Origin of the sequence: Halonotius roseus (assembly GCF_006861655.1) — an archaeon.
GTDB lineage: Archaea > Halobacteriota > Halobacteria > Halobacteriales > Haloferacaceae > Halonotius > Halonotius roseus.
On sequence record NZ_SESI01000001.1, the window covers coordinates 489,133 to 514,201 of the forward strand.

Annotated in this window: 34 protein-coding genes; 12 read left to right on the plus strand and 22 right to left on the minus strand. The window is 54.0% G+C overall.

From position 1 onward, the window contains the following. Window positions 1–7 precede the first annotated feature (7 nt). The 21 genes from EWF95_RS13430 to EWF95_RS02715 all read right to left on the minus strand — a co-directional run bounded on the left by EWF95_RS13430 (window position 8) and on the right by EWF95_RS02715 (window position 15,158). Entirely contained in the window at window positions 8–145 is a 138-nt protein-coding gene (locus EWF95_RS13430; RefSeq protein ID WP_185911677.1) for a hypothetical protein, read from the minus strand. 82 nt (window positions 146–227) lie between these two features. Beyond that, complete coding sequence (locus EWF95_RS02620) at window positions 228–713, minus strand: hypothetical protein (RefSeq protein ID WP_142442502.1); 486 nt, start codon at window positions 711–713, stop codon at window positions 228–230. 34 nt (window positions 714–747) lie between these two features. Further along, a complete protein-coding gene (locus EWF95_RS02625; protein WP_142442503.1) occupies window positions 748–1,149 on the minus strand; it encodes a hypothetical protein in 402 nt (133 codons plus the stop codon). Between the two features lie 43 nt (window positions 1,150–1,192). Next, window positions 1,193–2,488, minus strand: coding sequence for a hypothetical protein (locus EWF95_RS02630; RefSeq protein ID WP_142442504.1), 1,296 nt, complete (start codon window positions 2,486–2,488; stop codon window positions 1,193–1,195). A 32-nt stretch (window positions 2,489–2,520) separates the two neighbouring features. Beyond that, window positions 2,521–3,030, minus strand: a complete 510-nt coding sequence (locus EWF95_RS02635; RefSeq protein WP_142442505.1) for a hypothetical protein — start codon at window positions 3,028–3,030, stop codon at window positions 2,521–2,523. Then, a complete protein-coding gene (locus EWF95_RS02640) occupies window positions 3,027–3,206 on the minus strand; it encodes a hypothetical protein (RefSeq protein ID WP_142442506.1) in 180 nt (59 codons plus the stop codon). The genes EWF95_RS02635 and EWF95_RS02640 overlap by 4 nt, the downstream gene beginning before the upstream one ends. Continuing rightward, window positions 3,206–3,586, minus strand: a complete 381-nt coding sequence (locus EWF95_RS02645) for a hypothetical protein (protein ID WP_142442507.1) — start codon at window positions 3,584–3,586, stop codon at window positions 3,206–3,208. Before EWF95_RS02645 ends, EWF95_RS02640 begins: the two co-directional genes overlap by 1 nt. Next, on the minus strand, window positions 3,586–3,960 hold the full coding sequence (locus EWF95_RS02650; protein WP_142442508.1) for a hypothetical protein: 375 nt from the start codon (window positions 3,958–3,960) through the stop codon (window positions 3,586–3,588). The genes EWF95_RS02645 and EWF95_RS02650 overlap by 1 nt, the downstream gene beginning before the upstream one ends. After that, on the minus strand, window positions 3,960–4,370 hold the full coding sequence (locus EWF95_RS02655) for a hypothetical protein (RefSeq protein WP_142442509.1): 411 nt from the start codon (window positions 4,368–4,370) through the stop codon (window positions 3,960–3,962). The genes EWF95_RS02650 and EWF95_RS02655 overlap by 1 nt, the downstream gene beginning before the upstream one ends. Window positions 4,371–4,391: 21 nt before the next feature. After that, entirely contained in the window at window positions 4,392–5,360 is a 969-nt protein-coding gene (locus tag EWF95_RS02660) for a phage major capsid protein (RefSeq protein WP_142442510.1), read from the minus strand. Between the two features lie 45 nt (window positions 5,361–5,405). Continuing rightward, the gene (locus tag EWF95_RS02665) at window positions 5,406–5,888 is read right to left on the minus strand and encodes a hypothetical protein (protein WP_142442511.1); all 483 of its coding nucleotides are present in this window, start codon (window positions 5,886–5,888) and stop codon (window positions 5,406–5,408) included. Window positions 5,889–5,909: 21 nt separating this feature from the next. Then, on the minus strand, window positions 5,910–6,407 hold the full coding sequence (locus EWF95_RS02670; RefSeq protein ID WP_142442512.1) for a hypothetical protein: 498 nt from the start codon (window positions 6,405–6,407) through the stop codon (window positions 5,910–5,912). Beyond that, window positions 6,408–7,298 carry a hypothetical protein gene (locus EWF95_RS02675; protein WP_142442513.1) on the minus strand — a complete coding sequence of 297 codons (891 nt, stop codon included), beginning with the start codon at window positions 7,296–7,298 and terminating at the stop codon, window positions 6,408–6,410. Window positions 7,299–7,300: 2 nt separating this feature from the next. Beyond that, window positions 7,301–7,567, minus strand: coding sequence for a hypothetical protein (locus EWF95_RS02680; protein WP_142442514.1), 267 nt, complete (start codon window positions 7,565–7,567; stop codon window positions 7,301–7,303). 6 nt (window positions 7,568–7,573) lie between these two features. Continuing rightward, a complete protein-coding gene (locus EWF95_RS02685) occupies window positions 7,574–9,010 on the minus strand; it encodes a phage portal protein family protein (protein WP_142442515.1) in 1,437 nt (478 codons plus the stop codon). Between the two features lie 12 nt (window positions 9,011–9,022). Further along, a complete protein-coding gene (locus tag EWF95_RS02690) occupies window positions 9,023–10,720 on the minus strand; it encodes a hypothetical protein (RefSeq protein WP_142442516.1) in 1,698 nt (565 codons plus the stop codon). 3 nt (window positions 10,721–10,723) lie between these two features. Further along, window positions 10,724–10,975: a hypothetical protein gene (locus EWF95_RS02695; RefSeq protein ID WP_142442517.1), complete on the minus strand. Its 252-nt coding sequence runs from the start codon at window positions 10,973–10,975 to the stop codon at window positions 10,724–10,726. Between the two features lie 116 nt (window positions 10,976–11,091). After that, window positions 11,092–13,740: a hypothetical protein gene (locus EWF95_RS02700; protein ID WP_142442518.1), complete on the minus strand. Its 2,649-nt coding sequence runs from the start codon at window positions 13,738–13,740 to the stop codon at window positions 11,092–11,094. An 18-nt stretch (window positions 13,741–13,758) separates the two neighbouring features. Further along, window positions 13,759–14,196, minus strand: coding sequence for a hypothetical protein (locus tag EWF95_RS02705; RefSeq protein ID WP_142442519.1), 438 nt, complete (start codon window positions 14,194–14,196; stop codon window positions 13,759–13,761). A gap of 12 nt (window positions 14,197–14,208) precedes the next feature. Continuing rightward, complete coding sequence (locus EWF95_RS02710; protein WP_142442520.1) at window positions 14,209–14,421, minus strand: hypothetical protein; 213 nt, start codon at window positions 14,419–14,421, stop codon at window positions 14,209–14,211. Further along, window positions 14,421–15,158 (minus strand): hypothetical protein, encoded by a 738-nt coding sequence (locus EWF95_RS02715; protein WP_142442521.1) that lies wholly within the window; start codon window positions 15,156–15,158, stop codon window positions 14,421–14,423. Before EWF95_RS02715 ends, EWF95_RS02710 begins: the two co-directional genes overlap by 1 nt. A 910-nt stretch (window positions 15,159–16,068) precedes the next feature. Here EWF95_RS02715 and EWF95_RS02720 point away from each other — a divergent pair. Continuing rightward, a complete protein-coding gene (locus EWF95_RS02720; protein WP_142442522.1) occupies window positions 16,069–16,863 on the plus strand; it encodes a hypothetical protein in 795 nt (264 codons plus the stop codon). Window positions 16,864–16,870: 7 nt separating this feature from the next. Here EWF95_RS02720 and EWF95_RS02725 read toward each other — a convergent pair whose 3' ends face one another. After that, window positions 16,871–17,176 (minus strand): hypothetical protein, encoded by a 306-nt coding sequence (locus EWF95_RS02725; RefSeq protein WP_142442523.1) that lies wholly within the window; start codon window positions 17,174–17,176, stop codon window positions 16,871–16,873. Between the two features lie 1,723 nt (window positions 17,177–18,899). Between EWF95_RS02725 and EWF95_RS02730 the strand changes: the two genes are divergently transcribed. From EWF95_RS02730 to EWF95_RS02770, 11 genes are all read left to right on the plus strand, one after another. Beyond that, window positions 18,900–19,526, plus strand: coding sequence for a hypothetical protein (locus EWF95_RS02730; RefSeq protein ID WP_142442524.1), 627 nt, complete (start codon window positions 18,900–18,902; stop codon window positions 19,524–19,526). A 403-nt stretch (window positions 19,527–19,929) separates the two neighbouring features. Then, on the plus strand, window positions 19,930–20,184 hold the full coding sequence (locus tag EWF95_RS02735; protein WP_142442525.1) for a hypothetical protein: 255 nt from the start codon (window positions 19,930–19,932) through the stop codon (window positions 20,182–20,184). A 246-nt stretch (window positions 20,185–20,430) separates the two neighbouring features. Next, complete coding sequence (locus EWF95_RS13435; protein WP_185911678.1) at window positions 20,431–20,568, plus strand: hypothetical protein; 138 nt, start codon at window positions 20,431–20,433, stop codon at window positions 20,566–20,568. An 83-nt stretch (window positions 20,569–20,651) separates the two neighbouring features. Further along, on the plus strand, window positions 20,652–21,140 hold the full coding sequence (locus EWF95_RS02740) for a SprT-like domain-containing protein (protein WP_185911679.1): 489 nt from the start codon (window positions 20,652–20,654) through the stop codon (window positions 21,138–21,140). Further along, window positions 21,137–21,307, plus strand: coding sequence for a hypothetical protein (locus tag EWF95_RS13440; protein WP_185911680.1), 171 nt, complete (start codon window positions 21,137–21,139; stop codon window positions 21,305–21,307). Before EWF95_RS02740 ends, EWF95_RS13440 begins: the two co-directional genes overlap by 4 nt. Before the next feature lie 93 nt (window positions 21,308–21,400). After that, entirely contained in the window at window positions 21,401–22,060 is a 660-nt protein-coding gene (locus EWF95_RS02745; protein ID WP_142442527.1) for a hypothetical protein, read from the plus strand. 88 nt (window positions 22,061–22,148) lie between these two features. Continuing rightward, a complete protein-coding gene (locus EWF95_RS02750; RefSeq protein WP_142442528.1) occupies window positions 22,149–22,547 on the plus strand; it encodes a hypothetical protein in 399 nt (132 codons plus the stop codon). A gap of 201 nt (window positions 22,548–22,748) precedes the next feature. Further along, entirely contained in the window at window positions 22,749–22,973 is a 225-nt protein-coding gene (locus EWF95_RS02755) for a hypothetical protein (RefSeq protein WP_142442529.1), read from the plus strand. Next, window positions 22,970–23,956, plus strand: a complete 987-nt coding sequence (locus EWF95_RS02760; RefSeq protein WP_142442530.1) for a hypothetical protein — start codon at window positions 22,970–22,972, stop codon at window positions 23,954–23,956. The genes EWF95_RS02755 and EWF95_RS02760 overlap by 4 nt, the downstream gene beginning before the upstream one ends. 135 nt (window positions 23,957–24,091) lie before the next feature. After that, the gene (locus EWF95_RS02765; protein WP_142442531.1) at window positions 24,092–24,466 is read left to right on the plus strand and encodes a hypothetical protein; all 375 of its coding nucleotides are present in this window, start codon (window positions 24,092–24,094) and stop codon (window positions 24,464–24,466) included. A 231-nt stretch (window positions 24,467–24,697) separates the two neighbouring features. Continuing rightward, window positions 24,698–25,069, plus strand: coding sequence for a hypothetical protein (locus EWF95_RS02770; RefSeq protein ID WP_142442532.1), 372 nt, complete (start codon window positions 24,698–24,700; stop codon window positions 25,067–25,069).

Sequence of the window (25,069 nt, forward strand, 5' to 3'; positions counted from 1 at the left end):
AAATCAGTTAGCCGGCGTGGTCGTTGGTGTAGGTGACGCCATCGGTCTTGGTATTCGCAAGCGTGTTCCGACGACCGCCTCCACCGCCGCCCCCACCGTCTGCCGCCTCGTTTTCCCGCTCCCGTTTCTCCTGAATCTCCTCCATCAAGACCATCCGCTGAAACGGAGTCAGATCCTTTTGCGTCTCTGCCAGTGGGATTCCAGCCTCGTCCCAGAGAGCCAGTACGCTATTGGCCGCCCCGACTGCCCGGAAACTTCTCAACATCCCGCACGTCTCCAGACAGTTCCAGCACCTTCCCGCCGATCTCGACCGAGTAGCCACCGACCATCATGCCGATCATCGCCTCGGCCTCGTCTTCGGTGTGTTCGATCAGCTCTCCATCCGCCGAATATGAGCCCTTCAGACCCGCTGCGCCAGCCCGTTGCATCGCCGCAACGAACTCAGTATCCATCTTCGAAATATCGATAGTATCCTCGTCGTCAGCAGCCGCATCGGCTTTTGCATCCTCGATCTGGGCGACGGCATCCTCCTCGTCCATATCCAAATGCTCCTTCAGAAACGACGCCACCGGAAGGAACTGCTCATCGGGAAGGGGTGCAATCGACGCCGTAACGTCTTCGCCCATCATCTCGAAGGGGTAATCTTCGCGGTAATCGCGGCCACGGACACACATCTCATACAGCTTGCTCTCAGACTTGGTAGAATCAGACATAAGGTAAAATTAAGATCGCTATCGGGTCGGGTGGTCAGTTAGTCGGTTCAGTGTCGCCGTCGCGGGACATTGCGATAAATTCGAATGACGTTTCGACGGTATCGCCAGCCGACATTTCGTAGCCATCGCTCGTAATCAAAATGTCGTAATAGTTGCTCGTCGTTCCGTCGTGGTGCGAAATCGTAATCGCATCCAACACCTTCGGGATGCCGTTAGCATCGAAGAACGTGTCTTCCAGATCAGTTCGATTGCCCTTACAACTCAGATCGCCATCATAGGAGACCTCGTTGATAGAATAGCCATCAGGGAGCGTTTTACCAGACCCATAGATGGTGTCAATGTCGATGTTCTTGTTGACATTCAGCGTTTCAACAACAACTTCATCAGATCCAACAGTCACTACAATATCAGCCGCGCTTTCTTTTCGTGTTGCCATTAGAGAAAAATCAGATTAAATCCGAAACCGGTGAGAAGGCCACTTACTCGTCGCTCTCGATCTGCCCAGCAGAAATCGTCGCCACGATATTCCGAAGCGGATCAATCGTATCGATCCCCACGTCAGCAGACGCGGTCATTGCGTCAACCTCCTCAATCGCAATGGTGAATCCAGTAATCGAATCCGTCGCTTTCAGGCGTTTCAGCTCGCTCGTAATACTGCCCTGAAGGGCGTCCCGAGTCGATTTCTTATGCAGGCTGCCGATGTACCGCTCGCTGTTCGCGTTGACAATATTCGTCACATAATCCACAATGAGGCGGTGAAGCACCTGCCGCATCGACGCCTCATCCATATTGTCGTCCGAAACCGTCGTCAAATCCTCGACGATCCGTGCCCCACGACTCTCATCAGCCATCGGAACCGTACTCTGCCCAATGAGGTTCTGCTGGTCATCCGGCGAGAGCGTCACCGCGAGATCAGTCACCCCAGAGAGCCGCTTAAACATCGGGCTCGAATTGATCCCCAGCGAAGCCCGCAGCCCACAGTAGGCCCCAATAATGCTCAGATCATCCGCAGTCCGGGCCGGGTAGAGAAGCTGAAGCCGGGAGGAATCGTAGGCGACCTCGTAAGCGAACGTATCGGGGATACGGGGAGCCGCACCAGCGACAACCACCATGAACTCATAGCGATTGGTGGCAACGACCGCCTTCGTGTGGGCGTATCCAACCGCCGCACTGTTCTCGTTAAGAAGCCCAACTACGTCAACGATGTTTCCAGCCGTGTCGATCAGCGCGTCGGTGGCCGCATCATAATCGTAGTACGTGTAATCGACCTCGCCGCTCGTGGACGGAGCCGCATCAAGCTCAAACGCCCCGCTACTGGGATTGTAATGAACGGTGTCCGTTCCAACGGTCTCCGTTGCCGGATCGTGATAGGTCAGAACAGCGTCTTTCCCCGTGCCATCAACCGAAAACGCAACCTCGCTGGGGCTCTCCGAGACCGGCGCGTTTTCCAGCACACCGGAGGTCGAAGCGAGCCCAGAGAGGTCTTCGCCGACGACCTCAACTGCCTCAGCGGCGACAGCATAGACCGGATACGCGCCCTCGGTCAATGCCTGCACTACGTTCTCTGCGAGTTGCGAGCCCGCCCCGAACAGCGTCCGGGCCTTCACCGGGGTTCGGATAATTTCCAGTTCGTTCGCCGTCGCTGTACCGTTCGCCAAGTCTGCTTCCCCAACCAGCCCGATCTGACCGGGCGCACCGATATTGACAGCCGTGCTGTCGGCCGATTCGATGTTCGTCTGGACGCCGGGAAGAATAGTATTGCCAATAGAAACCATAGTAAATGTCGTAAAGTGTTCAGATCCGTCCGTCAGTTACCGCTCGTGACGCTCTCTTGGACGGTCGTGAGAGTGTCTTCCAGCCGGTCTGTCCGGCTTACGTAATTGAACCGAATCGTCAGCCCGCCCTCATACCAGTCGGGTTCAACAACCGGATTGTTACGCGGTTCTGCATCGCCGACTTCCCATTCAAATGAATCAGCATCGAAGTCCTGCGCCCGATATTCGAAGCCAAGAAAATGGTCGGCAACATCCGAGAGCCACCGATCTCGAAGGCCCTCCTCATACGTTCGCATCGTCACATCGAACTTCATCCGGTAATACCGGTGTAGCTCCTCGCCGATTGCATCACCCGTGGTATCAGTGAGAATGCCGCCGAATGGGTTCGCCCCGTTGACCGAGATCCGGGTAGTATCCCACGACAGAATACATGCCGGCGGTCTCGAATCACTATCGCCGCCGGCCGTTCGAACCGACACAGCATCGGGAAGGGCCGCAGCGAGTTCAAACAGCGATTGCTGGACGATATCTTGTTCTTTCACAATTTCCTGAGTGCAATCGTAATCTGCTTCGCGGTACGATCAGCCGCATTCGCTTCGGCCCACAGCCGGGCCTTCCGCATATAGTGAATCCCCTCGATCCCGTCTTTGTAGATCCGATCTTGCAGCCAAAACGCCAAGTACACCGTCTCGCTGTCGTATTGATCTAAATCGCCCATCAGTCAGGGGCGAATCCAGTCCCGACCAAGTGAGCCTTCACCCACGGAACCAGATCCTCGACAGGCGGCTTCGTATCCGTGTATGAATACGGCGTGTCACGCTTCGTTTCCGTCCCCGAGACCCCCCGTTCCTGTGCCGGAGCGTGCGGGGCGACGTTCCGAACCGAAAGGACATTCTTACTGCCAAAGTTCAGTGTCGCCGTTTCGAAGCCCTCAATGAGCTGATAGCGAAAGACCGCGCCCTCCGTCCGAATATGACGCTGGGCCGTGTCCTCGATCCCGCGTGCGATCTCATCTTGTGCATCACTGATCCCAGCTTCAATCCGATCTTCGATCTGCTCAGCAACCGCTTTCGAATCAACGTCAACTGAAAACCGCATCAGGCCGACCCCGTTACCAGCGTCGTATTCGCCTCAACGTGTGTTGGATACGTCGTCATCGAGTCGATCTCAAACGTCTCACCAGCGTACACAACCCGGAAGCCCGCTTGGACAGCCGTATCGTGTGTCAGTACCAACAGCGGAGAATCAGCCGGGAGACGACCACCCAAATGCCGTTCTGACACCGGATTCGTCGCCCCCGACCCATACACCTTGACGACCCGCTCAACGCCGAATGAAACAAACTGTTCATCCGCGGTGGATTTCCCATATCCGTCATGGCCGGCGTCACCAGCCGGTTCCGACAGGACACAGACTTCGCCCAGTCGGTTGATTGCGACCGTGGCCCGCCGCCGCTTGGCGTGTAGAATCATTATTCTGGATCAGTGGCCGAGTTATCGTACTCATACGTGCGGTTGCTCCGCTGTCCTTTCAGGTGTCCTCGCGGGCGGCCGCCACCGAGTGAATGGTAGTTCCGCCAAAAATTATCGAAGTAAAACGAATTGTTCGATCCGCTCGAATCCACATCCAACTCCGAGATACTGAACGAACCGCCGTCGATCTCGCCGGTTTTGATCTTCGCAAACAGACACGTCAACCAGAACAGTGTTCGCTCTGCCTGTAGGTCGGCATAGAAATCAATGTCCTCGTTGTTCTTACTCGATTGAATCTCCCGCTTCGTGAGCGACACAAGCTCCTGAAGGCCGGTATCATCGAGAATGAGCGCATCGTAGTCAGTTATGGCACGGACTTCGGCCTTCAGTGATGTATCGTCAGTTGCCATGAGAAATCAGTCGCCCGCCGATCAGGCGATGTTGTCAGCAGTGAACTTGACAGCCGCAAGCGGGTCGGCCATCTTCGCGCCCTTTCGCATCGAGCCGTAGGCACCGAGCAGGGCCGCCGGATCGCCGAAGGCACCACCAGCACCCCCAATCGGGGCACCAGTGTTGTCAGTCAGTTCGACCGGGCGAACCGTATTCGTCTTGATCGGCGTGTCGTCAGCAATGATATACACGTCATCAGATTCCGAACCATTGAGCCACGCCGTCTGGACGAATCGAACGCCATCTTCGCGGAGCGTCTGTTCCATCGAAGCACCCTCACGAAGCCCCTCTGCCTCGGGAATGTAGTAGTTCGTCCCGTCCGTCCGCTCCTCGATCAGCGCGTCGGCGAAGTCCTGTCCACAGATTCCGAGCCGCGGCGTCTTGCCGTGTTCTCGAAGATCCTTGTTGACCATACGGACGTGTTTCGACGCCCGGTGAGCGTCCGTATCGCCGAAGACGCCTTCCGTATCAGCATAGGTGTGATTGTGGGTGTCACTGAACGACTGACCCGCGTAGTCTTCGGGCGTGAACCAAAGCTGGGAGCCATCAGCAACCCCGTTCTTGAGAACGTCGAACAGAACCTCGAAGTCCTTGGTCTCCGCGCCCTTGATTAGCTCCTGAAACTCGTCGCGGAGCATTTCGCTGGGGTTGTCCTCGATGAACTCGCGGGAGTAGCCCAGAGATCGGCTGTAGGACTTGACCGAGAACGCCATCTGGGTCGAATCCATCGTGCCGGTTTTCGCGTGTTCCATCTCTGCAACTTCCTCCCACGTCATGTCCCCAGTCCGCTGAAGGAACACACGGGAGGAGACTTCCTGCGTCAGACCGGACAGAAAGCCCTTGGGAGCGTCATTGTAGAGGTCGATCAGTTCAACACCGTAGTCGAGCAGTTCAGAAAGCGGAATGTCGTCTTTCGTCGTAAGCTGTCGCTGTCGGGAAGGGTTTGCCATTAGATTAAATCTCCAAAAATGTTAGTAGTAGAACAGTTGCTCAGATCAAGCCACGTTGCTGTAGCCGGTCTCAACATCGACGAAGACCGTTTCTCCGTCACCAGTTGCCTCGCCGACGACCTGTTCAATGTCGCCGGTCGTTGCCGGGGGCGTCTGGGTATATGCACCGGAAGCACCGAGATAGACAGGCTGACCGGGGGTGAAGCCCCAATCCTCGTCTGCATTCTCGATGATAATGCCGTATTTCACCACGCCAACACGGGCTTCACCGATTAGCTCGCGGTTAGCCTCGATAATGACCCGAACCTCCTCCTGAGAGAAGTCGGTCGGATCGGTGACAGGGGCCGCCAGCACGCCCGACGCGTTCACCTCGGCCCCGCCATTGGCCTCTGCGACTGCATCGGCCTGTACCCAATCGCCGTCAGCATTGCGACCAACAAGATCGCCCTCTTGGCCGGCAAACTGGGAAACTGCACCGTCTCGGTTAATAGGCTGTTCTGCGCCAGTCGAAATTCGTGCGTGAACCATAGAAGTAGAAAAGAGAGAAATTTACAGCGAAAGCAGGCTGTTCAGGTCATCCTCGGCCTGATCCGAGAACGAACTGCCACCAGAGCCGCCGGAGCCGGTCGGAGCGCGGTCGGGCTTCTCATCGAAGGTTGTCCCCTCGTCCCCACCGTCGTCGTCATCATCGTCATCGTCGTCGCCAGCAGCCGCGTCCGTATCCAGTGAGAAGGAGCCCATCGCGTCAGCCTTCCCGATAAGCTCGGACAGACTGAATCGATCAGCAACCTCATCGGCATCGAACATCTCGGTCTCACTGGCAACGACCTCCGCGAAGTTCGCAACCAACGTTGATTCCGTCTCCGAGAAGTCAGCAATCTCACCTTCGAGATCGGCGACCGTCTCGCTTAGCTCGTCCCGCTCAGATTCGATTTCACTGTAGTCAGCAACGTTGTCCTCGTGTTTCGTCATGAACTCGCTGAGAGTCGAACGAAGCTCGTCGTCGTCCATCTCATCAGGAGCCTTGTTAAATTCGAAAATATCCATTTAGATAGTCCGCAGTTGGCTCGTGACCGTAACCAATTGACTACCCGAAAATCCTGAGCCATCGGATTCGGCGGGTTCTGCATCGCCCGTGTAGAGAATGAGATCATCAAACCCAGCAGTGACCGTCTCGTTCGCGTTGACCAACACCCCGTCTTCTTCGGTATGGAGTGTGACCATCGCAACAGCTCGCTCGGAGTCAATGGTAACGACCAGACCCTTCATCAACGAGGTTGCTTGCCACTCAACCAGATCGCCCTCATCCCAGAGCCGGTCGCCCAACTCCTTATCCCCAGCCCGCTCAGCGAACTGGGGCGATAAGCCACCATCATCATAGCCGGCCGGGAACGGCGTCAAACTAAATTCCTGCAATCGTGCATCAACGAACTCGGCGGGTTCCCCGCGCTTCGAAGTCCCGGCGACCTCGACCGTGCGGGGATCAAGCCCAATCGATCCATCACTGATTGCCGGCGGATCGTGGGTGAAGTCAGCAATCGTATCTTCCCGAATCCGGCTCCCCGTCGCCGGGACGTGAGCCATCACTTTCAGGTAGCCATCAGCGAATTTCACCCGTTGACCATACACCCACCCAACGTTCGCCTGCTGGGATTGGCTATGATCGAACTGAAGTGGAATCCGATCCGGGTACTGTTTCGACGCAACGGCTTGCAGGAACTCGGGTGTGATTTCGACCTCAAACGGCGTTCCCTCGTGCCGAAGGCCGGGCTCCATCGCCGCGAAAATCACGTCAATGGAACCATCCTCAAGCTCTCGAACACCGTATTCGTTGAATCCGTCTCCAACCCCATCGAGAACACTGTTCGGCGTCGAAAACTCGATATTCATGCCGAACGTGGTACTCGGATCGTCAGAGTCGGTCGTAGCTGTCGCCATTGTCACACCCAGAGATAGCCCTGTATTTTGGCCCAGAACGTCGTGAGACCCGCACCGAGGCCAAAGGTCAGTGCGTTAATGATCGTTGAATTGCGCCGAATATCAGACGCGTTCTGCTCGGCCGTCGTTTCAACAATCGACAGTTGACTTTGTAACCGAGTCGTCCGGTCGCTCATTCGTTCTAACTGTCCATCCATCCGCTCCGTCCGTTCATCGAGACGATAGAGAATCGCCCGCACTTCCTCGTCCTCGATTTGATCTTCAACCATAGCTCATTAGCTCTCAAGTGACTGTTTCGGGCGGTCACTGTCCCCAGAATTGTCCTCGTCCGGGTTATCACGAGTCTTGGCTTCACGACCAGCCGACTGGGCACCGCCGCCCGTATTCGTCGGCCGGCCACCATCAGCCCCGCGCTGAATCTCGTCGCCCTTCCCTGCTAACTGATTGATTTTCCGAATATGTTCAGCAAGATCAGCGTCACCGGGTAGCTCAGTTTCCGAGTCAATTCCGATCCGTTTGGCGGCGGCTTCAAACGTAAGTAATCCATTGTTCACCAGCTTGATCGCCATATCTGCGTCTAACCGCTCTTCCTCGCTGGAATGTTCCCCAAACTCAAATTGGGGCGGTAACACATCGGCCTCCGCTGGGTCACTGTCGCCAGCAAGAATGCTCACGAACAGTTGATGCCGGATAGACGACCGAATCATCGACCGATACTTCTGAATCCGGCGGTCGAACTTCGGCATTGTCGCTACGGCTTCATTTCCACTGGAACTATCGACATTTCCAAGGAACGCAGGGACGCCTAACGCCGTGTAGATGCGCTGTAACAGGTGATTAAAGACTGGTTCAAGACGCATGGCACCCGCAGATGAAGACGTGCTTGAGACACCCACAACATCGTGGTCAACGTCGTGTCCAACAGCCAGCATCGAATCCGGCTCGATCTCCGACACCGTATCCAACCAGCCATCAATCTGATCTTGTGACCACGGCCGGTCGTCAGACCCCAATTTCCAGATAACCGGTGGATACGCCTTCGTCGCAATGAAGCGGGCGTTGTCGATCTCCATATCGCGGAGCATATCGGCCTGTTCCTCACACCGCTCGATCAACGACCGGCCGAAATCCTCGCCGGGGTGACTATGGAATTTCAGTTCGGACAGCTCATACGGCTCGAACGGAATGTCGTCGCCGCCCTCCGTCTCCAAGATGTATTCTTGTACATCTCCGAACTCATCCGTCTGAATTTCCATCTGCTCTGTGGGCAGGACTTTTGGCTTGAATACATCGTCCTCAACGACGACCTCCAAGAACCCAGTCCCGTCAACAAGCGCGTGCCAAATCCACTGAAACAGTACATCCTCGAAATTCGATGTTTCAACCAACGCCTTCAGATCCGCAATATCCTCGTCCGTCTGGTTCTCATCAGTTCCCACAACGTTCGCGGGCGTGATGTTGTAACCAGACCCAACTAAGAAATCAACGAGCGTGTCAATCGCCTCGCCGACGTGGGGATCTGTATCCGCAATCAGTCGGTATTCTTGGATCTTTGCTTCGGGAGCCTCACTAACCCGTGGCTTGCCACCTTGGCCGCCAGCCTGCTTGACAACTGCTTTGGGCGAATCCAAAGCGAACTGTCCGGGGTATTGTTGACCGGGGAGATCCCCAGCAGAAGCTCGTCTTTGGATTTCGTCCTTGACCGTTCCCATGTAGTAGTGAAATTAACGCCGTGAGTGGCGCGATCTATAATTAGTCGCTGTATTGTACCCAGAGCCGCGCCGAGACACCGACCCAAACCCGTAGTTCCCAGAACCACCCTTCTTCGCGGGGGTTTTGGCTGTGATCGGATCTGCCTCAGAATCCGCCTGCTCGGGAGGCGACGGCGAGGTATCCGCCCGCTGATCGGCTTCCCGACCCGGTGCAACCGCATAGCCCGGCGGGAACGCGCCCAATACAGCCGCCATCGCCGTATCATCCTTCCCCGTCTCGCTGTTATCCTTCCCAGAGAAATGCGGGACAGACCAATCCTCCTTCTTCTCCTTGATGATCGACGACAGTTCATCTTTGAACCGCTCATCAGGAATCAGAGAGACCCGCCCATTCCGCAGGGCGTTATTCATATCTCCCATCATCTTCTCGACCTGCTTCTTGTCGGAGAAATTGAAGCCAACACACGCCCGGCCGATCTTCTCGGTGAGCTGTCTATCGAACGTCTCTCCCGGCCCCGTCCGGTCTAAGACGACGAGATCCGCAGCCGTTTGCCGAAAAACCTGTGCCAGCCGGGTGCTGACCTGTCCCGCATTGCCTCGATCCGGGCGTTGGAACCCATTTCGGCCCAGCACGTCGTCATCAATGATCTCAATATACCGGTGGAACCGCCGATCCCCGATATGATCGAAAATCTGCATCACCGTGTCGTCTTGGCTGATCCCAATATCGACACCGATCACCCGCAGATCCGCCCCATTCGGGACATGCAGCCCGGTCAGATAGTTCTCTTTTCTACCCTTCTCCATCGCCTCATCGATTGAGGGCTCCGAAAAGAAGCGGTACTCGTTGATGATTGGCCGGCAGAGGTACTCCTGCGCAAATCCCTCGGGATCAGCGGCCCGTTCCTCCTCGACCTGCCCGATGTTCATATCCGGCCGAACCGGTCGAACATCCTGTGTCAACAACGACGTGTTAATGTCGATCTCATCAGCCCCGTAGAACGACGGCTGCTTGATCGAGATAACGCCGACCTTCTCACCGGATTCATCATACCCGGTTGCAGTCCCCCGGTTGTGGGTCTGCATGAACAGATCATTCTGCACATTCGGCGTGCTGACCTGCACCATCTTCCGGTCGTTACCCAACGAGAGGAACGCCCCGAAGGCCCTCGAAACACCCTGTTGGTCTTCCATGAAGGCCATCTCATCGAGCATGACAGCCCGAGCCGGATCGTCACCACGTTCCGCGTCTGGATTCGCTGAGAATGCCTCGTAGTGGGTTCCGTTCCACAACTCCACTTCCCCGTTATTGTTGACCTCAACCGGGATCTCGACGCGGGCGTGCTTGATTAACTTCTGAATGTCGCCAATTCGGTTCTCTGCCTGCCCGTACTTCCGGGCGACAAACGGATAGAACGAATTGGGAATGAACATCCCCTCAAGCAGAAACGCGACCACATAGATGAACGAGTAGCCGATCCGCCGGCCCTTGTAGTTGTTAATCTTGTGCGCGTCACCGTAGAAATACGCGTGAATGGCCTTCCGTTGAGCCTCGAACAGATCGAGATCCCCGACCGTTCCCGTATCAATATCTTGAATCTGGAAGATGTCTTCTGCGATAAGATCAGGACGCCCCATCCACCGATCTTCTATGACCGACGAATCGACGCCAAGCTGCTCGGCGAAATCTTCCAACACATCCTCATCCATCAGTCAGATCGCAGTCTCTTTGATCGTGACCTGTCCCGTGAAAATCGTCGTCTCGTTGCCGTCCAAATCGTGAACCTCAGCCTCGTGGTAAAACGTGCCCAGCAAGGACTCTGAATCAGCCGGAACAAGGTCAATCTCAAACTCGCCATTCTCCGCGTCGGTTAGGTTGATCCCCGGCCCGGCGGATTCCTTCAAAACAAGTGTCTCGTCAGAGACCGTCTTCGCCAAGGCCCAAAATATCTCACTCTCACGCAAATCAATTCGACTCCCTTCGTGTGATTTAGTCGTTACATGGAGCGTCACCGAGTTGCCGGAATAGAGAATTACATCTGCATTTTGAATAGTCATCTTCGAAGAAGCCTCGTAATCTGTTATCTCCCGCTAATCTCTCCCAGCAATCGACTCTCTCGGGACACTCGTCCGAGCAGGTACAGCACAGTATGAGATGGCCCCGGCCTCGTCCGTACCACCAAATCCTGCACTCCCAGCGTGCCCGTAGCGGCGTTTGGTGAGAGTTGAATGGGAATGGTCACAACGAGCGGAGAAGTCCCACCAGCACCCACCTGTCCGCGTTCAGTGTCCACAGAAACCTGTCCGGGGTTGAGAAGCGGCCCAACGCCCTCAACAGACACCGCCGGCTGATCCAGATCCAATACCGTCACCCCAACCGAGCCAACGGCCGGGAACCCGACAACTGTGGCCGACCCAGCCAATGAAGTCGCCGCAACCGGGCCGGGAGAAGCCGCCGGTACATCGCCGGTAAGCATCAGAGAACCACCAGTCGCGGGGATTCTTACTACTTCAAGTTCGGCTGTCGGAACACGGCCCGTAGCCGAGATCGATCCACTACCAATCCCGGCTGTAACCATCCCCGGAACCGCCGATGCTGCTGAAGGGGCTGCTGCCATCAGGCCATCATCAACAGAGATCCCAACGAGGCCCACATCCATTGATACGTCCGAAATCGCCGCCGAAAGTGAGCCACCCATTAGGGCTGCACCAAGCGGGCCGGGAGCGGCAGTAGGAAGCGGAGTTCTCACCGAAACCGATCCACCACTTACCCCAGCAGCTACCGACCCCACACTGAATGCAGGATTCAAATGGCTCGTTACAAGCGACCCGGCACCCATCGTCGGTGAGACGGGGCCAGCGACCGGCTCGGCCGGCTCTGTACCAACCGCCCCGCTTGCGACACCAACTATCGAAGAGACCGAACCCGGAACGACGGTGCTGGGTGGTGCGTCAACGCTTCCAGATCCAACAGTCGCCGATGAACTCACCGCCCCCATACCAACAGTTACGACCGGATCAATCGTGGTCGCATTACCTGAAGTCGCCGTCGCGTCAATCGGCCCCAACGCGGTCGTAACCGGTTGGGAAGATACCCCGACCACGCCGGGGGAAATCAACGCACTCGTGGCTTGTGTCCGATACCCAGTATAGCCGGGAATAATGTCCGAGTACGTAATCGAAGCGTTCTCGCCATAGTAGTTGGCAGAGAACTCGACATTGCTCCATGCAGAGACGTTCTCTTGAACAATGGTCTGTCCCCCTACGTCGGGATCGCCATTCGGATCGGGCGCATTGTCGTTGAAAAACCAGTTATCCGTGATTGTTGCTACGTCGTCTGGGATATCCAGAATATTGACCGAGTGATTCGTACCGCCGTCCCATTCACGGATGACGCTCTCATCGATGTTATTGTAAATCTCATACCGGATTCCGGCCGGACTATGAGCGTCGATAGTGTGCATGACCTCTTTCGGCCCGAAGTGGTTGTATCGACAGACGTACCCCGGATTCTCGCCCGCTGTCGCCACCGAATGCCGGTTGTAATTGAAGTAGTTGTACTCAATGACCGGCGTACCGGAGTTGGCAGTGACGCCGTACCCGAGACCATCCCGGTTACACTCCCGAATGACGTTATGATGGACGTGGGCACCAGTCCCCACGTCAATGTCGATGCCAACGTAAGAAAAGCCCCGAATATCGCAATTGTCGATCTCGTCCGAACCGGTGATTTTCACACCAGACGCACTGGAACTCCCAGTTGTGTCGTCGCCGGGGTGTGCCCCCTCGATACGAAGTCCACAAAGCCGAGAATCGCCATTCAACTGGATCATCTTCGTCGGCTCGGCATCAGTATGCAGCAACGCGCCGGGTGCGCCATCAATGCCTCTGTCAGAAGCCAATGTCACCCCGCTTGGGACTGTCCGCTCAGTCGTGCCACAATCCAATGTGGCCGAACCGTCAATATAGAGTATATCGCCAGTGGTCGCCGATGCAAGCTCGGTATCAAGCTCACTGAGTGTCGAAACCGTGACTGTCGCATCCGCTTGGGCGACCGTATTCGGATAGCCTGAGCCCCCGCCAATAATAGGATCTGTCGCGCCAGCATTTGTGATCCGATACTGATCCGTCCGAAAGTAGCCGCCAGCCTCAGCTTCAGCCGAAATCTGAATGCCGTTCGACGGAAGTTGGACAGCCGGAGTCCCCGAAATTGACGACACCTCTGTCCCGGTATCTTCGTCAGTAATCGTGGCCGTAATCTGTCCAGCAGACCCACCAAGGGTGCCATCGTCCCACGTTAATTCGACCGAATAGTGGGTATTCGCGCTGTAATCAACGCTGAAATCAACGCCGAATCGCTCATTAGAGCCGCCCAAATACCACAGGCCCAGTTGGTTGCCATCAACGTCAACGTCTAACCGATACTCCTCTGATCCGTCATCGGAAATCCCGAAATAGAACCAGTATCGGTGAATGGAACTTGTCTCGGTCGTCCCCAGACTACTCTCAATATCGAACTTCCACGTATCGCCCGGAGCCGGGTAGTCCGAAAGCCCGTCACCGGGATAGCTAAGAAGGTCGTCTTTTGCGCCCGTAATTTCGATGCCAGCCGTTCCATCCGTGACGAAAGAGCTTCCAAACGTCCACCCCGATCCGTCATCGGTTTTATTGGGATATTCGGAGAAATCTCCGTCCTCGAAGGAATCAAAAATCGAGATTTCAGTTGCCATAGAGCGTAGAGACCGCTGTTAGTTCAGATTCAAGATGCCTTCAGCAGCCCAATTCAGATTCACGTCACCGCCGTTGGTGGTCAACGGGAACTTATCCGCTGTAATATGGGCAATAAGGGGGCTGTCAGTGTCGTCAGTCACCGACTTGAACAAGAGCATACCCGTAATATCGCCGAACTCAGCATCAATATACGACAGATCATCGCCATCGAAAACAGCCTCATCATCAGTAAGATCGGTCGAGGTCGTCGGCGTCGAGATCGTCTTCCGCGAATAGCCGCTCCCAGAACACTCGGTCGCCGTCGAGCCGTTCAGCACATCGTCAACGAACACATGGCCGTCAATGTCCGGTGTATAGCCACTGCCGTCAATCAGCGCGACTTCGATAGTATCGCTGGTGAGGTTGATCGAGCCGTCGAATAGAAGTTTCTTGAAGTTGTTGTAGATAGAAGTCATTGTACTGAAAAGTTACTGCCAATATGCCAGATTGCAGACGATCTCCTCGTGGCACATCAGCCACGATCCCTGCTTTGAGTCATAGCCGTTCCCGTCCCAGAGAACGATAAGCCCCGGCTCGCCCTTTGGCGATCCGTGAGAAGCCTCGCGCTCGTGGATACTCATCACGTTCACATCTTGAGGCGTTTCAATTCCCTCGCCCGAACCCGCGTGTGAGATCGCCATTACCCGGTCTCCGAGTGCTGCCCGAAGCGGTCGGGATCGTATTCCGTGCTGTCGTCGTTAATCAGAGATGCCCCGACCTCGGCGAACGACTTGAACGCCTCTGTGGCATCCTGTGCCGTCTCATTGGCAAGGCGTTTCTTCCGACTGATCCCGAGATTGTCCTCCATTTTCATAATCAGCTTGCGCTGACGTTGCACCATATCGGACAGGTAGTGCGGGATCTGCTCGTATTCCACCTCGCCGTTGGGGCCAAAGACCTTCTTCACGTTGTCTTCGCCCTCGTCGATCAGGAATCCTTCCGCCCGCTCTGCTCGCACGATCTCGATCCCAAGTGCGTGGAACTCGTATTCCGCCAAGGGGTCTTCCGAAACCTCAACATCATAGGCTCCGGGCCACTCGCCGACAACCCACTCGTAGAGAGCCTGATCGGCGTCACTGAAGTCCGATTTCAAGTTCTCTCTGGTGGCGTGGAATCCGTGTGTCATGTTAGCTAAGGGATCGAGGTTCGACGGATCTCCCGCGCCGCCGTGATGCTTGCAGATGTGTGTCTCGTAGTCCAGATCGCGGGAGAAACAATAGCGATCCGGCCCGTCGTAGTCGTCTGGTTGTCGGGGGATTTTAGCAAGACAAAAGCAGTCTTCGAAGTCGTACAATTGTCCCCGCTTGGTCTCAGCAAAGTTCTCGCGCCGTTCTCGCACTTCGGCGGCGGTCTTGCCGGTGACTCCTTTCGATGCCATGTAAGATAGATTCTCAGAAAAATCGACAGTGATAGCCGGGACTGAAGAAGGGAAAACCAGAACAGAGAACCCCCCACAAAAGACCCGAACCAAATCAGCCCACTCAGAAAAAACCGACCTAAAACAGTGAGAATGAGGCTTTCCCCAGCAATTGTGGAGAAACCCAATCCGGGAACCGTCCCGAACACCATTCAAAACAGAATAAGAGAAGAAGAACTGGAACCGGAACTTGGTGGGCTTCCGACTGTTGCTCCGACTCCCCTCACCCTTACTAATAGACGACCTTTTATATACCCCCTCGCAGAAAGTAGCTCGCTTCGTAAACTATTATATCTAAAGTGCAGTAAACGGGCACTACGGGTCGTGGTCAACTCAACCGCGATAGGCAACGGTTGTTTTCACGGCCACGTCCCGTACATACATTCTAAGCGCGACAGGGATAACACCCTCACATGGTGAAGTAAACTCGACTATAATGTCCCAAGTTATCCCTGTGCGAACAGTAGAGGAAAATGCAATCTCAAAAACCGCCCACCGTGATAGGCAATCCGGGGTGGCGGTTTTTGGGCTTGCTACCCATTACGGGGAGTGCCCAAAGAAATGTTCCCTCTTACTGAGTTTTAGTGTTTCGAACACGACGGATAGCCGATACAGTTATCCCACCACCCAGCGTTCTTTGAAACGGGATTTCTACTCTGGTTGGGTAGCACCCCAAACTTTCAGAGACCCTGACCCCGGCTTTCCTCTGGGGTCAGATACTCTGCTTAATATGGCGTAGAAACATCCATAAATGGGTTATTGTGATTAGGAGAGGACTCGGAATAACAAATACCAAGCAAAACATCTCGTCGGAATCGAGAAAAACTATTAATCTACATTACACATTAGAAAGAAGAGACAGTAACCGATCATGGTTCGTCGTAAAAAAATTGGCATATTCATCATATTCGGCTCGGTTGTTCTTGCTTCTTCACTCTTAATCGGGTATCTAATTTCAGAGAATTCTAAATATGGTTTAATAAGTTCAATCTCTGCGGTGTTTATTGGTGGAAATATGCTGGTTGGTCTATATCAATTGGTTTCTACAGATCGTAATCATACAAATATAGGACTTGGTGAGAAACAAGACCAAGACTCGAAACAAAATGAAGAGGATGACTCTCAAGAAACAGCGAAATCGAACCAGATCGGGCCCAGTAAGAGTTTGCGCCCAGAACAGATACAAGCACAAAATGAACTTATCAGGACTGCTTACGACGAATTTGAGGAAAACCCGTTTACATTTATGTTAACCTACCAAGCATCCGGGGTTGTTGAAGAAGTTGCAGAACAAATCAATGCAGATAAGGAAATTGTATCAAAGGTTTGGCAATTCTGCAAGGACGATGAATACTTTCGAAAACGTGGTAATTCGTGGAGATTGGCTCCAAAAGCACTATACCGCGCGGAAGAGCTTGGTGTAGAAACACGACTGGACGAAGATATTCAAGACAAAATACTCAATTCGTTATTACAAGAATATCGGGACAATCCACATCATTCACCAGTGGGCCAAGAAACACTCCTCGAAACTATTGCCGGAGAGAAAAAAACGATCCTGCAAAATCTCTGGTTCCTGTGCGAAAAGAACTACGTTGAGCGAGAAGGCTATATTGGCGGAGCGTGGTTTGAAATTACAAAATTAGGACGACGAGTAGCTGAATAGGGCTCTCTCAATTACCAAGTTTTCGCTGTAGATACTTTTTGCCACCCGTTTCCAGCATGGTCTGCCATTGGGGGAACTCGGTGGTCTGGTCAACATAATCATCAAATTCTGACTCGGGGATAGCTTCAAAATCTTCTTGACTCTCTACTGTCCACGTAGATTCTTCGAGAAATTGGTCAAAAGACTCGAATTGAGTATACATTTTCATAAATTCGGGAGGGAACATCTCCTCCATCGGTACACCACCTTCAAGATCGGCTATATCTTCTAAGTGATCTTTAAGATTATCAAGGCCTTCAATTTCAAATCCCATGTCAGTACTTTAGATAATTAACCGAAAAAAGTCTTTCTTCGGTAATTAAAACGCATAGAAATTCGAACGTCTTAGCCGAACTAATTATTGATAGACGAAGTGTGGCGTTTCTTTCTTATTGTAATCGAGCGGGCCGAGATCGACTCATCTGACTATCAAAATTTGGGGATATTTTTCGAGGCAAGTAACGCACTTTCAGCCACCCCAGTAGCTTCCCAGTGTCAAAACCCCGGATCGCCGAGCCCACCCGTGGGTATGGATCGCCCCCGATGAGAGACGGATCGCCGGCCCCAGTGTCGATACATCACCGACCGGCCCCAGTATGATCGGATCGCCGACTGGCCCCAGTCATGCCCACATACATAATCGCCCCCAGATAGCTCACAGTTATCACGCATAGGGCCGGATTGATTCCCCCACAGAGAGCCCACAGAAGCCCGAGATAAGCCACCTACCGCCGGCCGACACACCACACATGCCGCCCCAGAGAGACCGGCCCCAGCCCGCAGCCGGCCCCAGAGCCCGCAGACACCCGACACAGGCCCCAGAACACCAATCTTCGGCCCCCGCCACACTTCGCCCCAGATCCACCCCAAACAGAGGGTTTGATACAACTTTTACACTCTTGAACTAAAGAACGACCTGATAGCATACCTTACTCAGATAGCCACAGAACACCACCCTGACACCCCCAGCGTCCGGTCTCTATTTTACCTACCAGAATACTTAACTACCGTGTTGTTTATATACTTCCCACCCTGATCCTTTGTTGTCGATGAAGGGATGACACCCGGAGACTTTTGAGATGTTCGCCCCCGGATGAATGCCTGATTCTATGGTCTCTCAAGGAGCCCAGAAAACGGCCGATCCGTTCGGGGGTGGTTTGATTCGGTGTTAGGAACCGGGACATAGCTGATAAATGAGCCCGAAAAACGTCCGAACACACCCCCGTAAGGGGATTCACGTAGGACATACACACGTCTCATCGGCTTGAGACACGCACCCCCCACTGTGGGCATTCGTCCACATGGAAACCCCTCAATTCGAGGAAATTGTCGGATTGAGACCGGGAATGTTCACCCCACCGTATCATCCAAATCTCATCATATCGCCCCTTTCCGAACCGACCGGATCGACCGGTTGGGTACTTGAAATAGATTAACCCTCGTGTGAATAACTCGTGAATTATCTCGATCACGCCCCCGTCCTATGGTAAGGTGTGATCGTCCTGTTGAAAGACGGAAAACTGAGAGCTGTCTAACGCTTAAATAGGGAAATATCTATAGTCTCATCGAACCGCCACCCCGAACTGAACTGTAAGGGCCGGCGAGATGAAAACCCAACCCACAGACATCCGCTTACCCGTATGCCAATCTGGTGATACTCAGGGGCGTGGTGGAAACCACGAATATATCCGACATTCGAAACCCTCCGGGGTTTCCCTCAAGTTTTCAGGATACACCTTAATGAGTAAACAACTTTATCCGGTATTGCCCCTCCGGGGGACATTGTAATGATTGCTGGGGAATTGGCGACTGAAACCGCTAAAAACGGACAAAACTGAAAACGACGAGGAACTACCTGATGGAACACTTAGATAGCAGTAAAATACGGTCGAAACAACCCCCACGGGGTTGTCTGGGTGGAATATAGCTTACACCCACCGACGAGACCGGAGCTACCCAACCCGAGCGATACCCGTAAGGTATCATAACCCCAACCAATGAGAGACTTCCCTACCCGCAACCGTAGCACCGACACCGAAGCCACCGACGACGAAAGCGAAGCATCCCCGATATACGACGGTCGAGACGACGATCAGGAAGCCTACTGGCAACTTGTTGAAACCGAGCGATTTCTGACGAAACTGTGTGTCGCCGAAGACGTAGCAACGAATGACGACGGCGGTGTCTGGTTCAAAGACGCCGAAGGTGAAAGCCCGCTCGCCGACGACGGCCTGTTTTACTACAGAAACAAGAAAGAGCTGGGTGAACAGCTCAAAACCGAACGACAGAACGGCGACCGGCCGGCCGACCAAAACCTCCCGAACTACAAAGACCAGTTCGGAACTCCCGAATGGGAACACGACGAGCTGACGGCCGACAATTGCGAGGAAATTGGCCTCGACCCCGATACGTTCGGCGACGACGAGGTAATTCACCTCCCAGCAGCCTACGAACCCGAAACCGACGACGACGGCCACCTGCTTGTCTGGTACGAAACTGATAATCAGTCAGAATGCAGCAAAAACGACGTATTAGCAGCCCTCAATGACACCGAAGGCATTGGAGACAAAACGGCTGGAAAGGCTCTTAACTCCCTGATCGACGCCGGAATTGTTGACTGCTAACGGCGACCGGCCGCTGTGGGATTTGGAATCGTAATCTGGGCTCATACCCCAGCCACAGCCTCGGCGATCTCCAAAAATTGGAGGTTGCTACCCAACCAGATGTACCAGAACGAATGGAACCAGAAGCCGGCCGGGTACTACGCTGATATCAAAACGAAAACGACCCACGACACACGACAAGCGGAGGAAAGACGCTTTTCGACACTCGTGGAAGCCGAATTGCGGAATATGGGCCTGTCAGCCGTCGATATTCCGACCGCTGATGAAATCGAGACGGCCGAGGAAATTGCCCGAGGGAAATTCTAATGAGCGAATACATGGCGACCTACTGGACGGCCCAGAATAGTGATGAACTCGAATACGTCGGCGATGATCGGGAACTCGAAACTGATGGAGACCTCCAATGGTAGAATTTGAAGCCATACAGGTTGTAATCGACGGGAAAAACGCGACTGAAAGCGGCGAGTACGAGATCCGGGCGGCGAATGCTGATGGAAAAGTGAGAGAGTTTACGGCCGGTGCGTTGAATCTCAATGGGTTTGGATTTGCGACGGCCGGAACTGAAATCGGGGAATACGGCGAAACGGTGACGATTGAACAAGCAGACGGATCGAGATATCTCAATCTCCGAGTTATGCCCAACAAGGAGATTGCCTAATGGGAGTTAGAGCATCTGTAAGCAGTTAGCCACCTGTTAAGAGTAAGAATGTTCCCCACCGACAGACAGCCTTACAGTACAGCACAGTACAGCACAGCACAGCTTACAGCATAGCAGCCACCGATACAGCTATATCTGTACTCTGTGTCTTTAGAGTGTAGAACCTTTTCCGAATGGCGTATCCGGTGTTCGATTCATCGGCGGAGCCTCGGCCCAATGTAGGGCCACTGAAACCCAACCAGAGAGATGAATCTAAAAGAAATACTTGAAGCCGACACAGCCGAAGACATAGAATCGAGAATTGAAGAATCCGAGGAAGAGAAGGCAGCCGCCGAGCTGCAAGCCAAACGGGATGCAAGCAAATACGGCTCCCTCATTGCATGAGAGATTTTCCAACTTCGAAACGACACAAAACAACCGAGTCTGATTCGAAGTCCGACGACGAGGAGCCCACATTTTCGGATTCAATGACCGATGCCGAATTGGAGGCTGCGATCAGAGAATACCAAGAATGGGTCGCCGAGAATTATCCCCTCGACATTACCCTCGAAGGTATTCCGGTCGATATTTCGACCCGATTGAAGCGAACGGCCGGGAAGGTATCCCACATTCGGGGCTCAGATAACGTCAAACGAATCCGATACGCGAAGAAGGCCTACCAGAAATGGGGCTGGGAGAAATTCGCCGAGACGATTCGGCACGAATTAATCCACGTCCACACGATTCAAAATCACCAGACTGGCGGCCACGGTCGGCTATTCAAAGCTAAAGTGCCCGATCTCGACACCACGCGGCACTGTGAAAGTTTTGCCTCTGATGATGCCAAATATAAGCTGTTCTGCACTGGGTGCGGCACGAAAGTCGCTGAATACTTCAAAAAGTGCAAGACGGTGAAAAATCCCGACCGCTACCGGTCGAAGTGCTGTAAAGAGTCGCTCCGCGTCGAAACTCAATGACAAAGAACCCCAACGAGATCGACATCATCTGGTGCGACGGATCGGATGCCGAAACGGAGACCGTCGAGAACGTCGAAACATGGTGGTACGAAGATAATGATCTGAAAATCGAAAAGCAGTGCGGCACGGTGAGAACGTTCCCCAGCGGCGATGTTATAATCGGCTGACTGCGCTCGATTGCTACCCAACCCATACTAATGACCCACCGACAACAACCCCGGAGCTACAGCTACAGAATCCCCCTCGATGATCGACGTGCAATGCGGAAAATCCACCGACTACAGGTGCTTGAATCGGGATACTGCATTCAGGAAATCCCAGATCGAGACGTTCCCAATTCAGAGGCAGTCAAGAATTGGAGCGTCAAATTCTATCAGTCGAACGAACGGCGAGATTTCAAGACCGGAGATATTACCGGCGGCACCATCCCCGGACTGCACAAATACCGATACTCACTGGAATGGGAACCGACGCCGGAAACTGAACTGCTCGAAATGCGAAATGGAAATTCGGGCGGCACCAAGATCCGGGGCGAGAAATTCATCGGCACCCACGATCCACGACTCCCAGATTACGCGCCGGTCTCGACAACCGTTCCGTGGACACCAACGGAAATTACGGCGATGTTCAACGGCGAACGGGTACCTGATCGGGTGAACTACGGCCATAACCCTCCGATGATCGAGGCCAAGACCGCCCGACAAACGTACCGCGAGCTAATCGACACCGCAGCAAAGATTGGCTTAGAAGAATGCGAAGCCAAACTAATCGAGTTCGAAAATAACTGCGACCACGATCATACGATTGAATCAGAATCCGAATACGGCGATGTTGGATTCTGCGAGGACTGTGGTAAATCGTGGATCGACACCAGCGAGATGGAAGCCGACGACGTGACCATCGTCGGATCGACGGCGTGATTCGAATTTCTGAGCGAACGAAATTGGAAGTGACGCTCGGCATTCTCACTGCATTCGTGACGGTTCTGTTACTCGCAATACTACACTAATGAGTTCTAAGACAACGACATTCGGCAGCTTCGAGACGATAACGCACAAAGAGGAAAATGAACTGTGGCAGGAATACGAACACGACTGGCCGGTCAGTTCGGTTCCCCGGAACCCGGCGATGTATGAACCGGCCCCAGCCGTCAGAGAGAGCTTCAGGAGCCACTTCTTACAGAAGTTGGATACACTGCCCGGCGACCGCGAAAACCGCTCACGGATCGTCCGCAACCTGATTGAGAACGGGACGGTGTACCCGGCGGAGGAGGATAATCGCTACCGGCTATTGTGGACTGATCCACAGGATTCGGAGATGTATTCGCTGATCGTTCACCTTCGAGGTATTGCATTCGCGTCTGAATCGGCGAATCACTACGCGGTGACGGTGTACAGAATCGAGTAAGACCCCTTCTCAGTAGTCTGAAATATGCATGAAAGCGGTGAGAAGACGCGCTACCCAACCTATGAAAAAAGAAACACACATGATGGCGAAATGGATCTGCCCGTGCGGTTGTACCTTGCTCCGAGAACGATACCATGAGGGAATCCCAGAACACACGGGGTGTGGAGACCTGACCTACCTCGAAGACGTGGAAGTCCCCTTGTGAGTTGGTTCGTCTTCACTGAAAACGAGCTGACGACCATTCAGAACGCCGGCCACCCCGATCTCGCCGCCGATCTCCGCAATCGCGGTCGGTGGACTGCCGACGACACCCTGTTAGTGAATGCAACCGGCCCAGAATCGTTTCTCTTGGTCGGCTGTTACGAGAAATACCCCCGGCGAATGGCGATTGATCCGCCGATAAACACGGAACCAGACACCAAATGAGTGCTACCCAACCAACCGACGAGCGGTTCCAGTACAGTGAGATGAACGAGGCCGAAGCGTACAATTACCTTGCTCTCGATTTCGGTCTCGAAGAAATCGGGACGTGGGCCGACCGCAACCACATCAAAAATTCCGTTGACGTTCTCTATTACGCCGACGCCTTCGGTGATTTGGAACACGCAATCCTGCTCCAAGCCTTCGACAAATCGCTTCCAACCCAAGTGTATGAATCCCTCCTCGAAACCGGCTGGGATCTATTCGAAGCGGTGAACTGTGCCGACTTAGAGACCTTCCGCTGTCCCGGTTGCGACACCGAAATGTGGGAAATCGAAATTGACGAAGGGCACTCCTACACCAGCCGAGAATGGATTGACGAATACGGAAACACATCTGAGTTCGTTGAGTTCGTCGATGATCCGGCCGGCCGAATGTGGAATGCTGACAGAGAAGCCGACCACAGCCCGGCCCTCTGTTGGTGTTGTTCGAACGATGTTCACTACGATTTCCCCCGGCGGCTCTCCGATTCGGGAAGTGTCGTTGTCCATTACGGCGAGACCGATGAAGTATCGGCTTTCGCTGTCTGGAACGGACTCGTTCGCTGGGAAGAAGACCGCTTCGACAGTTGGAACGCGGGCAATTGGACTGACCTGCTGAACGTTCCCGGCGATACCAAAGACATGGCGCACGCCTTTGCGACCAGTTCACCAGCCGAATTCATGCAGTCTGTCGGCTACGTCAAACTCCACGAAAGCGACGTACTGGATGCACTCCCCATTCGCCGAAGCACACACCGATATCGAAGTGAATATCGAGCAATCGTAGCTGGGTGGGCCGAGAGCGAGGAAACGAACCCTGCCCTTGGATTCACCTACATCATCGACTACACCGGCTACCGAAGCCCGTCGTTCTGGGTTGCCGAAGACAATTACGACGAGCTGCTGGGCGAGCTGGTTGACCAGTATATGCAGGAGTACAGTCGGTAATGCCGTGTCGGGAATGCGGTGAATCGGCACGAGCGAAGCATGATGGAGCCGCGATAGGATTGTCGTATGACGACGACGGAACGGCTCACTACTACTGCTTAGACTGTGTGATTGGCGAGATGCAGAAAACCCGAAATGAATGACCACCACCTAACGGCGACGGAGTACCGAGCAGAGATTGAATCATCGGCTGAATGTGCTGTCGATGAAATTGCAGACTACACTGATATCGATATTGGATCGGACGAATTTGAACGGCAGTGTATTCAGGAAGGTGAACTGACGGCCGACTGCCACCAGTGGTCGATTTACGCCGGATATTCGACCGACATTCTACGACACGCGAAAAATGATCCCGAGGAATGGCAGTGTTTCGTTGATCCAGAAATGGAAACCGACCACCGACACGTTCTCAAAACAATGGCATACTGTGCATTCCGTATGGATCTCTACGAAGCCGTCGTTGACGAAGTAGAGGCCCGCAGAGAACAGTCTATGGTTGTTGCCTGATGGTGTTAGAACCCGGCGACCGATGGGTGGGACTGGATACCCTTCGGGTAATCGACAACGCAACGGGCGATGTTCTCACTGATGGCACGATTATTCTGGATATGGATATTGACCCAGATGCGGGTGTAGTCGAGATCATCGTATCGAGCGACATCGGATAGCAGAGCGACATTCTCAGCACAGTTTGAAAATGAATGAAAGCGGTTAGAATGTGCTACCCAACCACCCCCAATGAGTACCCAACATGAAACAGCCAGCGACGGCAATGTATTGACTGAGAACACGTTCACATTCCTCCAAGCAGCCGGCGCGTCGGGAGAATTTCTTGAGTTCCTTCGACACGACAACGAGAGTTCGATACGGCGATCCGTGCAATCGGATCTCCGACATGGTGCCCTCAGCGGCGATCCGACAGAGTACGCCCCGCTCGGTGGGCATTTCTTCGACAATCTCTGGGAAGGGGACTTGTTCGGAGCGTGGCGGCGAGCCGACCCAGCTAACCGCCGAATTATGCGTGACGTGTTCGGTGAATCGACAGTCATAGCAGCGGCAGTGACCGGCGGATTGAATCGAGAAACAGCAGCCCAGTTCGTGAGTAACTAA

Bases quoted from the DNA above. Each gene is read 5' to 3' on its own strand.
- EWF95_RS02740 (WP_185911679.1), top strand. From the start codon at position 20,652: ATGACCGATGCCGAATTGGAGGCTGCGATCAGAGAATACCAAGAATGG.
- EWF95_RS02690 (WP_142442516.1), bottom strand. From the start codon at position 10,720: ATGGATGAGGATGTGTTGGAAGATTTCGCCGAGCAGCTTGGCGTCGAT.
- EWF95_RS02625 (WP_142442503.1), bottom strand. From the start codon at position 1,149: ATGGCAACACGAAAAGAAAGCGCGGCTGATATTGTAGTGACTGTTGGA.
- EWF95_RS02650 (WP_142442508.1), bottom strand. From the start codon at position 3,960: ATGATTCTACACGCCAAGCGGCGGCGGGCCACGGTCGCAATCAACCGA.
- EWF95_RS02660 (WP_142442510.1), bottom strand. From the start codon at position 5,360: ATGGCAAACCCTTCCCGACAGCGACAGCTTACGACGAAAGACGACATT.
- EWF95_RS02760 (WP_142442530.1), top strand. From the start codon at position 22,970: ATGAGTGCTACCCAACCAACCGACGAGCGGTTCCAGTACAGTGAGATG.
- EWF95_RS02700 (WP_142442518.1), bottom strand. From the start codon at position 13,740: ATGGCAACTGAAATCTCGATTTTTGATTCCTTCGAGGACGGAGATTTC.
- EWF95_RS13430 (WP_185911677.1), bottom strand. From the start codon at position 145: ATGGAGGAGATTCAGGAGAAACGGGAGCGGGAAAACGAGGCGGCAGAC.
- EWF95_RS02730 (WP_142442524.1), top strand. From the start codon at position 18,900: ATGAGAGACTTCCCTACCCGCAACCGTAGCACCGACACCGAAGCCACC.
- EWF95_RS02745 (WP_142442527.1), top strand. From the start codon at position 21,401: ATGCGGAAAATCCACCGACTACAGGTGCTTGAATCGGGATACTGCATT.
- EWF95_RS02735 (WP_142442525.1), top strand. From the start codon at position 19,930: ATGGTAGAATTTGAAGCCATACAGGTTGTAATCGACGGGAAAAACGCG.
- EWF95_RS02675 (WP_142442513.1), bottom strand. From the start codon at position 7,298: ATGGCGACAGCTACGACCGACTCTGACGATCCGAGTACCACGTTCGGC.
- EWF95_RS13440 (WP_185911680.1), top strand. From the start codon at position 21,137: ATGACAAAGAACCCCAACGAGATCGACATCATCTGGTGCGACGGATCG.
- EWF95_RS02655 (WP_142442509.1), bottom strand. From the start codon at position 4,370: ATGGCAACTGACGATACATCACTGAAGGCCGAAGTCCGTGCCATAACT.
- EWF95_RS02710 (WP_142442520.1), bottom strand. From the start codon at position 14,421: ATGGCGATCTCACACGCGGGTTCGGGCGAGGGAATTGAAACGCCTCAA.
- EWF95_RS02770 (WP_142442532.1), top strand. From the start codon at position 24,698: ATGAGTACCCAACATGAAACAGCCAGCGACGGCAATGTATTGACTGAG.
- EWF95_RS02725 (WP_142442523.1), bottom strand. From the start codon at position 17,176: ATGGGATTTGAAATTGAAGGCCTTGATAATCTTAAAGATCACTTAGAA.
- EWF95_RS02640 (WP_142442506.1), bottom strand. From the start codon at position 3,206: ATGGGCGATTTAGATCAATACGACAGCGAGACGGTGTACTTGGCGTTT.
- EWF95_RS02750 (WP_142442528.1), top strand. From the start codon at position 22,149: ATGAGTTCTAAGACAACGACATTCGGCAGCTTCGAGACGATAACGCAC.
- EWF95_RS02620 (WP_142442502.1), bottom strand. From the start codon at position 713: ATGTCTGATTCTACCAAGTCTGAGAGCAAGCTGTATGAGATGTGTGTC.
- EWF95_RS02670 (WP_142442512.1), bottom strand. From the start codon at position 6,407: ATGGATATTTTCGAATTTAACAAGGCTCCTGATGAGATGGACGACGAC.
- EWF95_RS02715 (WP_142442521.1), bottom strand. From the start codon at position 15,158: ATGGCATCGAAAGGAGTCACCGGCAAGACCGCCGCCGAAGTGCGAGAA.
- EWF95_RS02680 (WP_142442514.1), bottom strand. From the start codon at position 7,567: ATGGTTGAAGATCAAATCGAGGACGAGGAAGTGCGGGCGATTCTCTAT.
- EWF95_RS02720 (WP_142442522.1), top strand. From the start codon at position 16,069: ATGGTTCGTCGTAAAAAAATTGGCATATTCATCATATTCGGCTCGGTT.
- EWF95_RS02630 (WP_142442504.1), bottom strand. From the start codon at position 2,488: ATGGTTTCTATTGGCAATACTATTCTTCCCGGCGTCCAGACGAACATC.
- EWF95_RS02765 (WP_142442531.1), top strand. From the start codon at position 24,092: ATGAATGACCACCACCTAACGGCGACGGAGTACCGAGCAGAGATTGAA.
- EWF95_RS02665 (WP_142442511.1), bottom strand. From the start codon at position 5,888: ATGGTTCACGCACGAATTTCGACTGGCGCAGAACAGCCTATTAACCGA.
- EWF95_RS02645 (WP_142442507.1), bottom strand. From the start codon at position 3,586: ATGCGGTTTTCAGTTGACGTTGATTCGAAAGCGGTTGCTGAGCAGATC.
- EWF95_RS13435 (WP_185911678.1), top strand. From the start codon at position 20,431: ATGAATCTAAAAGAAATACTTGAAGCCGACACAGCCGAAGACATAGAA.
- EWF95_RS02685 (WP_142442515.1), bottom strand. From the start codon at position 9,010: ATGGGAACGGTCAAGGACGAAATCCAAAGACGAGCTTCTGCTGGGGAT.
- EWF95_RS02705 (WP_142442519.1), bottom strand. From the start codon at position 14,196: ATGACTTCTATCTACAACAACTTCAAGAAACTTCTATTCGACGGCTCG.